Annotated in this window: 6 protein-coding genes; 2 read left to right on the top strand and 4 right to left on the bottom strand. The window is 45.3% G+C overall.

Features of this window, described 5'->3' with window-relative positions; genetic code table 11:
- Nucleotides 1-143: 143 nt before the first annotated feature.
- Entirely contained in the window at nt 144-1,283 is a 1,140-nt protein-coding gene (locus LAY57_RS28085; protein WP_249070475.1) for a fatty acid desaturase family protein, read from the top strand.
- 169 nt (nt 1,284-1,452) lie between these two features.
- On the opposite strand, the gene LAY57_RS28080 is transcribed toward LAY57_RS28085, so the two are convergent.
- Nucleotides 1,453-2,568, bottom strand: coding sequence for a sulfate ABC transporter substrate-binding protein (locus LAY57_RS28080; RefSeq protein WP_249070474.1), 1,116 nt, complete (start codon nt 2,566-2,568; stop codon nt 1,453-1,455).
- 696 nt (nt 2,569-3,264) lie between these two features.
- Entirely contained in the window at nt 3,265-4,638 is a 1,374-nt protein-coding gene (locus LAY57_RS28075; protein WP_249070473.1) for a sensor histidine kinase, read from the bottom strand.
- A 66-nt stretch (nt 4,639-4,704) separates the two neighbouring features.
- Between LAY57_RS28075 and LAY57_RS28070 the strand changes: the two genes are divergently transcribed.
- Nucleotides 4,705-4,977, top strand: a complete 273-nt coding sequence (locus LAY57_RS28070; protein WP_249070472.1) for a hypothetical protein — start codon at nt 4,705-4,707, stop codon at nt 4,975-4,977.
- A 75-nt stretch (nt 4,978-5,052) separates the two neighbouring features.
- On the opposite strand, the gene LAY57_RS28065 is transcribed toward LAY57_RS28070, so the two are convergent.
- Both LAY57_RS28065 and LAY57_RS28060 read right to left on the bottom strand, forming a co-directional pair.
- Entirely contained in the window at nt 5,053-8,235 is a 3,183-nt protein-coding gene (locus tag LAY57_RS28065) for an ATP-binding protein (RefSeq protein WP_249070471.1), read from the bottom strand.
- Between the two features lie 110 nt (nt 8,236-8,345).
- The gene (locus LAY57_RS28060; RefSeq protein WP_249070470.1) at nt 8,346-15,095 is read right to left on the bottom strand and encodes a PAS domain S-box protein; all 6,750 of its coding nucleotides are present in this window, start codon (nt 15,093-15,095) and stop codon (nt 8,346-8,348) included.
- Between the last annotated feature and the right edge of the window lie 26 nt (nt 15,096-15,121).

Below are 15,121 nucleotides of genomic sequence, written 5' to 3'. Positions count from 1 at the left end.
GACCACTGACCACTGACCACTGACCACTGACCACTGACCACTGACCACTGACCACTGACCACTGACCACTGACCACTTGCACTAGGTGTTCCCCCATCACTATAAAATCAAGCTTAACTTCCACAAGTTTTTAAGGAGAAGCCATGCCCCAGAGGCAAGATATTCAAGAGAGCCAGGAACGCCTAGCCTCTAGCGCAGTAGAATTTGGCAGAAAATTAAAATTCCAAAAGAACAATGCTTTTCAAGTAGAGCTTCAGCGGCGCGTTGATGAATTCTTCCTCTTCACCGGACGGCAGAAACGAGACTGTCCGCAGATGTATGTGAAGACAGCTATCCTACTGTTGAGTTTCGCCCTATTGTATGGATTATTAGTGTTCAAAGCCCAGACATGGTGGCAGGCGCTACCCCTCTCCATTCTACTTGGTATAGTGGCCGCCGGAATCGGTTTCAACATTCAGCACGACGGCGGACATCAGGCTTATTCGAGCATTCCGTGGGTGAATAAGCTGACAGGAATGACCATAGCGCTGCTCGGCGGCAGTTCCTACAACTGGCACTGGAAGCACGCTGTGTTCCATCATATGTATGTCAACATCAAGGCTCATGACAGTGACCTAGACATCGGCATTTTCGGTCGGCTAACCCCTCACCAACAGTGGTTTTCGTTTCATCAATGGCAACACTATTACCTCTGGCTGCTATACGGGCTAATGGCGATCCGGTGGCAGCTTTACGATGATTTCCACAATGTCCTGATTGGACAAATTGGCGAGCGCCCATATCCGCGCCCGACGGGGTGGGAGTTGTTCATCTTTTTGATGGAGAAAGGGATCTTCTTTACCTTGGCTTTCGGGATTCCCCTGCTGTTTCACTCTGTCTGGGTCGTCCTCATATTCTACGGCGTGAGTGCGATCGCGTTGGGTATAATTCTCAGCGTTGTGTTTCAATTAGCCCACGTCGTTGAAGAAGCTTCGTTCCCTCTGCCCCTGGAGGACACCGGAAGGATCGATAACGCTTGGGCGATACATCAGGCTGAAACGACGGTGAACTTTGCCCGCTACAACCCTGTAGTCTCTTGGTTCGTGGGCGGACTCAACTTTCAAGTTGAACACCACCTTTTGCCCCAGATTTGCCATGTCAATTATCCTGCCATTTCCAAGTTGGTGGAGGAAACCTGCCAGGAATTTGGGGTGCAGTACAACGAACACAAGTCTGTCTGGGCTGGGATAACCTCCCACGGACGTTGGTTACGGCGAATGGGAATGCCGAATTCGATCGAATAAAACCCTCCCTAAATTTTCATCTGAGGTTAATAAAAAAAGCAGGAGTTAACTCCTGCTTTTTTTATCAACCTCAGATGAAAAACTGTTGGGTGTTGAGTCTCAGGCTATTAAAAATAGTACCAACGCCCAACACCTTTACCAACAGTCAAATTAAAAGCGTGACCGCTGACTACCTACGCGCCACCTGAATTTGATCGAATATCCCCCCATCAGCAAAGAACCTCCTTTGCGCTCCATCCCAACCTCCTAGCTGGGAGATCGTAAAAAGTTTGCCAATCCGGGGAAAGTTCCTGCTAAATTCTCCGGCTACCGTCGCGTTAACAGGTCGGAAACCAACTTTAGCAAATTCTCGTTGGGCTTCAGGAGTGTAAAGATATTGGACAAAAGCCTGTGCTACCGCACGAGTTCTATGTTTGTCCACGTTTTTATCGACCACAGCTACAGGGTTGTCAATAGAAATGTTCACTTGGGGTATTATGAAAGGTTCTGTTTCACCCTGCTGTCTCGCCAAGAGGATTTCGTTTTCATAGTTGATCAGCACATCTCCTTGCCCCTGCTTGTAGAACACATCCGATGCTTCGCGGGCATCCTTGGGAAGAACCGGCACGTTTGCATAAACCTGGCCAACAAAGTTACGGGCTGCTTGGTCATTTCCCCCATTTTGAGTCACAGAACCCCACAAAGCCAAGAAGTTCCAGCGAGCCACACCAGAGGTTTTGGGATTAGCAGTAATCACCTTGACACCACTTTTAGCTAAATCAGACCAGTTTTGTATTCGTTTGGGATTACCGGGTCGTGTCACCAAAGCCGCAACAGATTTGCTAACAACCCCGCCGTTTGGTACTTCTCGCTCCCATCCCGGTTGGATGAGACCAGCTTGTTGAATGCGAGTGATATCAAAAGCCAGAGCCAAGTGTACTATATCAGCTTCCAAACCATCAATAACAGCACGAGTTTGCGAACCAGACCCGCCGTAGCTTTGGTTGAACCTAACATTCTGGTTATGTTCTCTTTTCCATTTCGCCACAAAGCCTGGAATAATCCTGTCATAAGCGGATTTGGTAACAGCAAAGGAAACAAGGGTCAGTTCGACGTTCCCAGGTTGCTGACTTCGGGCAGGTTGAGGAATTAACCAAGTAAAACCCAATCCTACAGCAAAGAGTAAAATGAAACCTCTGAAAAAAGAGGATTTGAGCAACTTTGCTGACTTCTCAAAAAAAGCTGGTAAACTAATTTTTTTCCATGATGGGAACAACGCCCACTTTCTCAGACGGCGATACGACATTGACGAGAATTCCTCCTGTTTTAATGCTCGCTAAATGATTTAAAGATTGTACCGAAGGCGGTGCAATCTTTATTTGGATAATGTCAGTTTTTTGGTGACCGGGAGCTACTGAAAAACCCGGTTACAGCGTTTTTGTTTTTTAGTGAGGTACAGCATTTTAAAGAGTGGGAGAGTGGGAGAAAAAACACTGTACTTCATCGCGCGATAATCCCAAGCTAAAGTTTTTTTTCGTGCTTCTTTTTTTACCCTGATTTTGTCGCCAGCGAGCCAATAGGAAAACCGATCTGAGTCTGCGATCGACATCAGATTTTTCCTGGTTTTTTTTAATCTACGGTAAACCAGTAGATTTACTGTACTTACCAGGTAACCAGTATATTTGCACAAAAAGTTGGAAAAAGCAAGTCCTAATTTTAGGGATACCAGCCAGCCCCATAAAATTTATGATTATCATTCTCATTTATGTGTGAAAACCTGATGTAGCAAGCGTTATACTTCCGACATTCTCGCTCGCGATCGGAGGCAGCAACGAAGCTAACTAGGGCAGTATATTTAGATACAAAAATGATAACTTTTAATAAAGTTGGCCAAACCTATGCTAAAGGTTTAAACAGATTTTTTAGATTTGTTAAGTTTTTCTACAATTTTGATATTTTTTTGAAAAATGTTACTATAAAACCATTAAACGCATTTTTTTTATTAAACTTGTTGATGAGTTGGTATTTTAATCAAAAACTCTGTACCCTCGCCCTTTGATGACCTGCATTCTAACAGTCCTTTGTGCTTGTCAACAACAATTGAGTAGGCAATTGCCAATCCTAACCCAGTGCCTTTGCCGACTGGCTTGGTGGTGAAGAAAGGATTAAATATTTGTTGTATAATATTTGGCGTCATTCCCGATCCGTTGTTGGCGATCGCAATCTCTACCCAATTTCCATCCAAAAGCCTAGTCCGAATCCAAATCGAGGGTGTAGGCGCTTCTCCATTCTCCTCCTCAAGGTAATCAATTGCGTTGTTGAGAATATTGAAGAATACCTGATTCAGCTGAGCGGGATAACACTCTACAATCGGCAGATAGCCGTATTCCTTAATAACTTTAATTTTAGCATCGTAATTCGATTTTGGATTTGTTCCATCGTTGAAATTAGAGGTTTGTAGCGAAGATTCCGAATCATCCAAAATCGGCAATCCAGAATCTAAAATCAGGCTGTCATTAGTAGAGAGATTATCTGAAGAATTTTTAGACAATCTGTGTTCCAAAAGTAAAAGAGTATTATCAATACCTTCGTGAATGTCAACCTGTTTTATTTCAGCTTCGTCCAGCCTAGAAAAACTCTTTAACTTTACCACAAGATCGCGAATCCGATTTGCTCCTGATGACATTAATTCCAAGCTTTTTGGGAGGTCTTCACTCAGAAATTCCCAATCGATATTTTCCAATGCCAATTGAATCTCAGAAACAGGATTATGGTAGTGTCTTTGATAAAGATGGATTAGGTTTAGCAGGTCAGCGATGGAGTTTCTGGTATGAGCGAGATTGCCGCTGATAAAAGCGATCGGGTTATTAATTGCGTGAGCAATTCCTGCCACCATTTGACCGAGGCTAGACATTTTTTCGCTTTGCACCAGTTGAGCCTGAGTTTGTTGTAATTCCTGCAAAGTTTGGCTTAGTTGCTGATTGGTTTCGCTCAATTGTTGCTGGTATTGATAGACTCGCAATCCTGCTCGTACCCGTGCCAACAATTCATTTGATTCGATTGGTTTAGAGACAAAATCATCTGCTCCGGCATCTAAACCTTGAACTCGATCGGCTACAGAATCGCGAGCTGTCAGCAAAATAAAAAATGTGCTAGCTAGATCGGGAGTTGCCTTGAGGCGACGACAAACCTCTACTCCATCCATCAGCGGCATCATCCAATCGCAAAGTATTAAAGCCGGACGTAAATTCAATGCTTTTTCTAGTCCTTCTTCACCATTTTTAGCTACAGCAACTTCATAGCCTTCTAGTTGCAGGTCTCTTTTAAGAAGTAATCGAGTTGCGGAATCATCTTCAACTACAAGAATTTTTGACATGGAAAGGTGATGGGCTAGTGCAAGTGGTCAGTTGTCAGTTGTCAGTTGTCAGTTGTCAGTTGTCAGTTGTCAGTCGTCAGTTGTCAGTTGTCAGTTGTCAGTTGTCAGTTGTCAGTCGTCAGTTGTCAGTTGTCAGTCGTCAGTTGTCAGTTGTCAGTTGTCAGTTGTCAGTTGTCAGTTGTCAGTTGTCAGTCGTCAGTTGTCAGTTGTCAGTTGTCAGTTGTCAGTTGTAAAAATCAAGATTTCCAGAGCAATCATTGGCAATTTTTAGTGGTGAGTTATTTCCGCCATCCTGCACTCTTAGGCTTTCTTGCTAGGGGAAGAGAGGGGAAAAGGTGATTGAGCGAGAAAATTTTGGATTGCAAATTGGAAATTTAAAATATTAAATTTGCCATCTAAAATTACCATTGCTTGTTACCAATTAGCAATGAAGGTGTTGACCCGCTCCAGTATTTTTTCCAATTGTGCTATAATTTGCAATGCACCATCTAGCTGGTTTGATTCTGCCTGATTCTGTAACTTTGCGGCGAGGTCTGGCATGAATCGAATAGCCACGGTAGCGCTCCCTCCTTTAAGCTGGTGAGCGCGACGACCGAGGGTGTTGCAATCTCCTGAAAGCAGTGCTTCCCTGGCTTCTTCTAGGTAAGTTGGAGCATCTTCCATAAAAGCTTGGAGTAGTTCTAGTTGAAATTCGGCGTCTCCTCTGGCGATTTCGTAGAGACGGACGCGATCGACAATTTCTTCGGTTGGGGACTGGATTGGGGATTCTAAATTCATGGAATTATCTGCTGGAGGTTGAGATTCAGTATTTATATCTTGTTGTCGGTTATCCAGAATATTTGTGCTTTCATCCTTTGTTTGTATCCATCGCTCTATAACTTCTGACAATTGTTTGGTAGAAATGGGTTTAGTTATATAGTCATCCATTCCAGCTGCCAGACACTTTTCGCGATCGCCGCTCATAGCGTGAGCAGTCAAAGCAATAACTATGGTATGCCGATCCTGACATTCCCTAATACGAATTCTCTTTGTTGTTTCGTAGCCATCTAGCACTGGCATTTGACAATCCATTAATACTAAATCGTAGCTAGTGTTTGTGATTAGTTCGAGCGCTTCTTGACCATTGGCAGCACAATCAGCATTATAGCCCAATATTTTTAATTGATTTAGCACAACTTTTTGGTTGATGGGCATATCTTCAACCAACAATATTTTGAGATTTGATGTTAATAATGGGTAATTAATAATAGGCAAACCAGGGGTATCCCACCACAGCCGATCGGATTGATTAGCTTCTTCTCGATTACCGATCGCCGATGACTTATTACCCATTACTGCTAACACTTGACTTTTTTGCAAAGGTACTGTAAACCAGAATACCGACCCTTTACCCACCTCACTCTCTACGCCAATTTCACCCTCCATCAACTCTACTAGCTGCTTGCAAATTGCCAAACCCAAACCCGTACCTCCATAAGCTCTCGTGGTCGAGCCATCCACTTGAGAGAAGGATTGAAACAGTTTTTTCTGGTGATCGGTTTTAATGCCAATTCCAGTATCTCGAACACCAAACAAAATATTGAATTCTGAATTCAGGTTTTTTTCTGAATCATAACTGCTGACTTTTAAGTTCTTTTTATGCCGCTCAACTGCGATCGTCACTTCTCCTTTGTCAGTGAATTTAATCGCGTTTTCTACCAAATTAGTGAGAATTTGGTGCAGGCGGTGCGGGTCTCCGATTAATTGCTGCGGTACGTTGGGATCGATTGAGCTAAGCAGTCTTATGCCTTTAGTATTAGCTTGTGCTTGTAGCAGGCTTAACACCTCTTTTATAGTGGTATTTAGATCGAATACCCGCATTTGGAGCCGCATTTTCCCAGCTTCCAATTTGGAGAAATCGAGAATATCATTAATCAGTGCTAGCAGGGTTTCGGCACTGATTTTGATAGTCTGCATAAATTCTTGCTGGTGGTTTGTCAGGGTTGTTTTTAAAAGTAAGTCTGTCATTCCCAGCACGCCGTTCATCGGAGTGCGGATTTCGTGACTCATGTTGGCTAAAAACATAGATTTCATCCGGGCAGCTTCTAAGGCTGCTTCTCGTGCTTCTACCAATTCGTTAATCACTTGAGTCACGATGATGATGCCACCAACTTTAGATTTTGAATTAAAAATTTGAGATTCTAAATTATTAGGCTTTTGGTTGGTATACCCTAAGTCAGATGTTTGAATGCACCAGGGTTGGACAGCCCAGCGGAGATAGAGTTTAGTGCCATCTTCACGCTCGATCGCATCTTCGGGTAAGGAGATGACTTCTCCTTGCAGCGCCCGCGAATAAATTGCTTTTGTTTGCTTTGAAATCTCAGGTAAAACTTCATAGTGCTTGAGCCCGATCAAGTATAGCCCGTCCAGGTCGTAATCCTTCAGCCATCGATCGCTGTAGGCGAGATACCGCATTTCGGTATCAAACATCGCCATCGCTACAGGTGCGTTGGTAACAATTTGTCGCAATTGTTGGCGCTCTTGCTCTAAAGCCAGTTCTACTTTTTTGCGTTCGACAATTTCAGCTTCAAGGGTATGGAGCGTTTCTGATAACTCGGCGGTGCGTTCTTGAACCCGAACTTCTAACCCATCGTAAGCGCGGCGCAGACTTTCCTGTGCCCACTGGCGTTGAATTTCGGCAGCAGCTCGTGCGGCAAAGATTTTCATAATTGCTTTGGCGCTCTCCAAGTCCGAGAGGGGTTTGTCATGATTAACGCACAAAATACCGATCGGCTGTCGCGATGAGTCAAGCACTGGCACTCCTAGACAGCAGGTTACACCCATAACTGCTAACCCCTTAGCTTCTGGGAAGAGTTCCTGCACCCCTGAAGGGTAGTAACACAGCTTTGCTTGTTCGATCGCTGTTGCGCAGGGAGTACCGGCTATGTTGTACTCGAAGTTTGTCTCCAGATTATCATCTGCCCAGAAAGCAAGAGTCTGCAATTTGTCGGGCTCTTCGCTGACAATTTCAGCAATAAAAGCGTAGCGAACTCCCAGGGCTTCTGCCAGATGGCGAACAACGGCTGGAAAAAATTCTTCACCCGTCACCGAGGCTGTTGCTACCACAATATTGTGTAGAACTTCTTCTGCCCGTTCGCGTTCGACAATCTGATTTTGCAGCTCTCGGTTAACCGCTTCTAGTTGTTCTGGAGTTTTCAGAGCTAAAAATTGAGGCAGCAGCACTCCCATTTCGACGGCAGTATAGCAGGAGACTAGGGCGGTCAATGCTTTTTCTGCACCCGATACCCAGTATGCTGGATGCCAGAGCGTCCAGATTTCGAGCAAGTGACCCGTGCCACAAAGGATGATGAAGGCTCCAAATAAGCCAAATACGCCTAAAAAGGGGATCTCATTGCGCTTGTAGATGAAGTAGATCAGCATCGCTGGAATAGAGAAATAAGCGATCGCAATGAACAAATCTGAAAGCACGTGCAGCCAAACCAGTGGAGTCTCCCAGAGGTAGCAGTTACCGTGAGGCATATACTGTGTTGGCGACAATAGTTGGTTGAAAAATTCCCACATATTGAGTGCTGAGTGCTGAGTGCTGAGTAAAAACACATTCTTTTCCTTGCTTTGATAGCTTTCTACTGGTCTTAACGTATCTTAACTTTGGCTATAAATGGAAAATTTTAAATCTAAAATCTGAAATCTAAAATCTAAAATTTCCCTTACCCATTATCTATAAACTCCTTAACACGATCAAAAATTGTTTCTAATTCCGCTATCATTTCATCTGCACCCTCCAGATTGTTTAATTTAGCCTGACTCTCAAGCTTATGTGCAATTTCAGGCATCGAGCGGATAGCCACTGTAGCGCTTCCCCCTTTGATTTGGTGAGCGCGACGAGCGAGTATGTCAAAATCTCCTGACACGATCGCTAGTTTGGCTTCTTGGATGTAAATTTCCGCATCTTCGACAAAAGCTTGCAGCAGTTCTTGTTGAAACTCAACGTCTCCTTTAGAGATTTCGGAAAGGCGTGCAATATCTACAACTTGTATTGATGAGGAATCCCCGGCCCGATCGTCAATTATATTTATGGCATTTTCTGCTTCTCCTATCAAGCTGAAATTTGAGTATGTAAGACTTTGAGGCTGACCTGATTCTATTGTTAATCTTTCCCGTTTGATTTGCAATTGAGAAGACCAGCGCTCTAAAATTATTTGCAATTGTTTTAGATCGATCGGTTTGCTGATATAATCATCCATTCCAGCGCCGAGACACTTTTCCCGTTCTCCAACTAAAGCATTTGCCGTCATCGCAATTATTATATGGCGATCGCCGCACAAACGGCGCAATTCTCTTGTCGCTTCATAGCCATCCATCACAGGCATCTGACAATCCATTAATACGATGTCATAATGCTCTGATGCCAAAATATCTAGTGCCTCTTGACCGTTATTGACGCAATTCGCCTTATAGCCTAACACTTTGAGTTGATTCAGCCCTACCTTCTGGTTAATTGGGGTATCTTCAACCAATAAAATTTGTAAATTTCGATCGGTTGTCAGCTGTTCGTTATCCTCTGTCACTTGCTGCTTCGGCTTGAGTGTTTCGGCTTTAGTGCTGAGTGTGTTTACGGCATTCAACAAGCAGTCAAATAAGCGGGAGGCTTTCACAGGTTTAATCAAATAACCAGCTAACCCTCGCTTTATTAAGTTTTTAGCCTCCTCTCGCTGTTTCACCGTAGTGAGGAGAACCCATTGGGTTTGTTGCATCAAAGGATCTGAATAAATCATGCGCTCCAGCATCGTACCGCTTAGTTCCGGTAGCTGCATATCAATAAGAGCGATATCGTAAGGACGATGCTCCGAGGCGGCATTCCGCACTGCGATCATTGCCATCCAAGCTCGTTCGATTTCCGTCACTTCTATTCCCCACAAAGTTGTTAAAGAATTCACAACTTTACGAATTGTTGGTTTATTACTTACTACCAGCATTTTCAGTCCATAAAGTGAAGTTATCACCGAGAATGGGGCTGTCTGTAAGATTGTTTTTTGGATGGGCATAGTGAACCAAAAAGTCGAACCAAATCCCAGGGTACTTTTTACACCAATTTCGCCTCCCATCAACTCGACTAACTGCTTGCAAATTGCCAATCCCAAGCCAGTGCCACCATATTTGCGCGTGGTAGAATCATCGACTTGGGAGAAAGATTGGAACAGCTTTTTCTGACTTTCTGGGCTGATGCCAATGCCGGTATCATTAACCGAAAATCTCAAGCAATTGGGATTTGGTAATTGTGCTGACTCATTAGCGTCCGCTTCTACGTGGATTACCACTTCGCCAACGTCGGTGAATTTGAGCGCATTACCCACCAAATTGATCAAGATTTGACGCAGACGGGCGGGGTCGCCATTGATTTGTCTGGGCACGTTGCTCTCAATTAATGCGGCTAGTTCTATGCCTTTGCTTTGTGCAGATGTGGTGAGCAAATCCAGCACTTCTTCCAGGCAGACATTCAAGTCAAAATCCACTTGCTCCAGTCGCATTTCCCCTGCTTCCAGTTTAGAGAAGTCGAGAATATCGTTGATGAGCGTTAGTAGGGTTTGACTGCTGATTTTCAGCGTCTGTACAAAGTCGAGTTGTTCGGGATTTAGTTGAGTTTTCAGAAGTAAGTCCGTCATTCCCAAGACGCCATTCATGGGAGTACGAATTTCATGACTCATGTTAGCTAGGAACATGGACTTCATTCGGGAAGCTTCGAGTGCTTCTGCTTGTGCTTGTTGTGCTTGTTCAAAGAGAGTGGATTGCTGAATAGCGATCGCCAGTTGCACGCTAAGCTGCTGTAATAAGTCGATCTCCGATAGGGTCCAAGCCCTTGTGCCGCGACATTCGTGGGCAATCAGCAGTCCCCAGAGTCTTGGGTGCTGACTGGGGGAGTGGGAGAGTGGGGGAGTGGGGGAGTGGGAGAGTGGGAGAGTGGGGGAGATCGCAGAATTTTCCTGCTCCTCTGCTCCCCCGCGCCCCCGTTCCCCCGCTCCCCCGCTCTTGATTCCCCCGTCTTCTATGATAATGGGAACTACTAAGTTAGCTTTAATCTGAAACTGTGCGAGTAAATTAACGTGACAGGGCTCCAAATCAGCCTTATAAATATCTTCAATTGCGCGGATTCGACCTTGCCGATATAGAGAAATAAAACGCTCTGTAAAGCATGGATCTTGAATATCTAGTCCCAAAAGCGACATCCAAGGCTCGCCCACCGATTCAACAACTATATTTCCCGTGCTATCGGGTGCAAAGCGGTAAATAATTACTCGATCGGTAAAGAGCAATTGTCGCACTTCTTCTGTAGCGGTGCTGAGTGTCACAGTGAGGTTAAGAGAGGAACGAACTCGCTGGGCGATCGTTGAAACCAGTCGTTCCCGCATAAATAGTTCCGCAATCCGCTGTTCTGATTCTCGCGCATTACATTCGGCTTGCTTGCGTTCTGTAATGTCGGTGATGAATGCAATCAGCCCAATTCGGTTGCCCGCGTCGTCTAGGATACAGTCGGCACGCAGCCAAGTCGTGATAATTTGGTTACTCTTGGTTTTTAGTTCGACCTCGCCAGTCCAAGAAAGCCCACTTTGAATGGTTTGGAACAGTTCTTTGGCTATTTCAGCCGAGACGTACATAGCCGGTGGCCCCCCCAGGGCGTTCAGTTCGTCGGGAGTGTAGCCATAGCGCTGAATAAACGCCTGATTGTGGTAAATCGAACTACCGTCCATCTCTGCCATTCCAATGGCATCGCTGGTGCTTTCCACAGCTGCCTTGACCCGGATTAGGGCTGCTTCGGCCTGTTTGCGATCGCTAATATCTTTGTGCGTCCCTGTCATCCGCAGGGGGTTGCCGTTTTCATCCCGTTGGGTCACTTTTCCGTGGGAGAGAATCCACTTCCAGGAACCATCTTTCGAGAGCATCCGAAATTCCACTTCGTAGACGGGAATCGCACCTCTAAGATAGTCGCTGTTGATGTCCAGCATCTTGGACAGGTCTTCGGGATGTAGCAATCGCTCGAAGGATTGGTAATTATTCTCTATTTCTCCTATCTCATACCCCAGCATTCTTTTCCACTGCGGGTCGAAATAGGTAACTCCAGAGCTGATATGCCAATCCCACAGTCCCAAAGCGCTGCCTTCTAGGGCCAGTTGCAAGCGTTTTTCGCTCACTAGCAAAGATTCTGATGCTTTTTGTAGCTCTATCCCCAACGCCACCTGATCGGCAACCGACCCCAGAGCATCCAGCATATTTTGGCTGAGGGGATGACGGGCGAATATTGCCATTACGCCTACCAGTCGATCTTCTACAATCAGGGGATAGCCAGCAAAAGCCACCATTCCTTCTCGCCGCGCCCATTCCAGATTGCTGATGCTGGGGTCGTTTTGCACGTCGTTCGTTAGGTGCGGTTGGCGTTTATCGGCAATCCAACCGATCTTGAAGCTGCCCACTGGCACGCGAGCGTCAGGGCTGTTGATGTGGGTGTACATCCCCGCAGAAGCCTGCAAATGGAGCATATTTTCATCTGGGTTGAGCGTCCAAATCCTGGCAAAGGTGGCATCTAAGTGTTCTACTAACGCCCTGCAACAGCGTTGCAGCATGACGGGTAAGTCTCCCTCCTGAGTGAGAGCCAAGCCAATATCAGACCTTAAAGCGGACTGCCTAGCTCGTTCGGCTAATTCCTGCGCGGCTCGCTTTCTCTGGGTGATGTCCCGCACGATCGCAATAATTTCATCTGACCCGCTGCTAACGATCCGAGTTTCGTAATCGTGCAGTTGCTCATCGATAGGTAGCTGATATTCGATGATTTGGGTCTGGCCTGTTTTGATGGACCGATCGTAGGCGTGCAGTACATTTTCAGCTAGTTCGGGCGGCAAAAGCGACTGCACTTTTTTCCCGATAAATTCCCTGGGCGGCACTAATGTTTTGATGTCTTTGGCAGGTTTGAAGTCTACAAAAGTGCCATCAGACTTGCAGCGAAACATCATGTCGGGGATGGCGTTCAACAGCGCTTTTTGTGTGGCTTCGCTTTGACGCAGTTGTTCTTCTGTCTGTTTTAATTCGGTAATATCCAAAACCAGCCCATCCCAAATAATATCCCCATTACCTTGTTTTTCCGGTCTTGATGCCCCTTTCAACCACTTCATCTGACCCGATGGTGTTATGCTCCGCCATTCATATCGCCACGGTTGTAGGGTTGCTGCTGAGAGCGCAATTGATTCATATAAGCCATCGCGGTCATCTTGATGAACCCCAGCAAAAGGGGCCGCCAAATTTTGGACGATCGCTTCTGGTTCCAATTCAAAAAGTTCGCGGCAACCGGAAGAGACATAAGGGAAAGTTATTTGCCTATCGGTTGAGAGTCGGAATTGATAAATCATTCCCGGCACGTTGGCTGCCAACTTTTGGAACCTTTGTTCGCTGATTTTGAGGGCAATTTCAGCCTGTTTGCGTTGAGTGATGTCGCTAGCAATTCCCACAAAGCCAGTGATATTTCCAGAGCCGTCCCGCAATGCGGTCACCGACAGCAAGACGGGAAAGCGGGAACCATCTTTGCGGATATAAGTCCATTCCCGTTCATCTGCCCCTCCCCGCCGTGCTTTGGCAACAAAAACTTCAAAAGATGGCTCTATGGAAATGCCGAGTTCTTGGCATAATTCTTGGGCGCGTTGCGCGACTTCTTCTGGATCGTGGATGATAGCGGGGGTTGTTTTGCCGACAACTTCAGATGCCGTATATCCCAACATTCGCTCTGCTGCTGCATTGAATGTATCGATAGTGCCATCTACTTCTGTAGAAATAATGGCGTAATTAGCGCTGTTAAAAATCGCTTGCTGGAGGGAACTTAGTTCTTGTAGCTCTATGAGGAGGCGCTTGTAGTTGGTAACATCTCTGATTGTGCCAACTAAGATTTTACTGCCATCTGCATTCTCAAATACGGTTTTTTTGGTGGAGATGATGTTAAGTTTACCGGCACTGTCAGTCAGGGTTTCTTCATTTTCGTTTTCTTGACCTGAAGTAAATACCAGTTCGTCTTTTTCTCTAAAAACATCTGCTTCTTCTTTAGGGAAAAAGTCATAGTCTGTTTTGCCAAGTAGCTCTTCGCGGGATTTGCCGATAAACTGACAGCAGACATTGTTTAAGATGATAAAACGATGGTGAGAGTCTTTGACAAAAATTGGATCGGCGATCGCATTGAGAGTGTGGTTCAAAAACTCTTCGGAGGCTTTGAGCTGCACCTCGTAGCGGTAGCGATCGCTAATGTCTAAAAATACTGCTATGAGGTGATCGATCGTACCATCCTCGCGGCGGATGCAGCTTGTAGAGAGTCTGGTATAAACTATCGCACCGTCTTTGCGTAGCAAGCGTTTGTCTACCACGTAGCGATCGCACGCCCCGCCTAAGACTTGGGCTAAGTAGTTTAAATCGGCATCTCTGTCATCGGGATGAGTCCATTCAATCCAATTCTTTTGACAGATTTCTGCTCTGGAATATCCCAGCAAGTTGCACAAAGCATCGTTAACTTCAATCCAGCCTTCGTTCTCCGGCGTACTCTGGGAAAAAGGAGGTGCATAAATGGCTATACCAACTAGGGAATTCTCGAAGTACTCGCGCAAGCGGGCTTCGTTTTGGCGGAGGGCAAGAATTGCTAGTTTTTGTTCTGTGATATCGTTTAGCATTCCCGCCGTACCAGAAATCCTGCTGTCAGGGGTTTTGGTTAAACGTGCGTGTACTTCAATCCAGCGAAATCCTCCCGATTTAGTACACAGGCGGATTTCATAGCGGCAATCTTCTTTTTGACTTTTTACCAGGCGGCTAAACTGGTTTTGATGATGTTGGCGATCGGCGGGATGAATGTAATTTAAAAAGGGAGTTCCTAAACTTTCAGAAGCAGAAAATTCCGTAATTTCATACCAAGCAGAATTGAGAAATGTCCAATTGCCTTCTGGATCGGTTTGGTAAATAACTTCTTTAACGTTATTTACTACGGAGCGATATTTTTCTTCGCTTTGCTGCAAAGCTTCTTGATTGTGCTGGCGTTCGATCGCATAACGCAGTGAACGAATCAAAAGTTCGCTATCGATAGTTCTTTTTACTAAGTAATCTTGTGCGCCAGCCGAGATTGTCTGAAGGGCTAATTCTTCATCAGCGCGGGCTGTTAGCACGACAATGGGAATGTTTTGACCTGACTGTTTTATCTTGGCGACCGTCTCAAATCCTTGGCTGTCGGGCAGAGACAAATCTAGCAAAATAACATCAAATTTTTCTGACTTCAAAAGCTCTTGTGCATCGCTAAGGCGATCTACACAGCTTAATGAAATAGTTCTCTTTCCCCTGTTTTTTGATAGTAATTCTTCAATTAGTTCTGCCTCGTCAGGATTATCTTCAACTAGGAGAATTCTAAAACTGCTTCTGGCGGTGGGTTGAAGAACTGAGTTCATTTTGCTATTTTTAATAATGTTTTTAT

This window comes from Argonema antarcticum A004/B2, from assembly GCF_023333585.1.
GTDB classification, from domain to species: domain Bacteria; phylum Cyanobacteriota; class Cyanobacteriia; order Cyanobacteriales; family Aerosakkonemataceae; genus Argonema; species Argonema antarcticum.
This window is presented reverse-complemented; position numbering and strand designations above follow the sequence as displayed.

Excerpts from the sequence above, each read along its gene's own strand:
- LAY57_RS28085 (WP_249070475.1), top strand. The coding sequence starts at position 144 with ATGCCCCAGAGGCAAGATATTCAAGAGAGCCAGGAACGCCTAGCCTCT.
- LAY57_RS28080 (WP_249070474.1), bottom strand. The coding sequence starts at position 2,568 with ATGTCGTATCGCCGTCTGAGAAAGTGGGCGTTGTTCCCATCATGGAAA.
- LAY57_RS28075 (WP_249070473.1), bottom strand. The coding sequence starts at position 4,638 with ATGTCAAAAATTCTTGTAGTTGAAGATGATTCCGCAACTCGATTACTT.
- LAY57_RS28060 (WP_249070470.1), bottom strand. The coding sequence starts at position 15,095 with ATGAACTCAGTTCTTCAACCCACCGCCAGAAGCAGTTTTAGAATTCTC.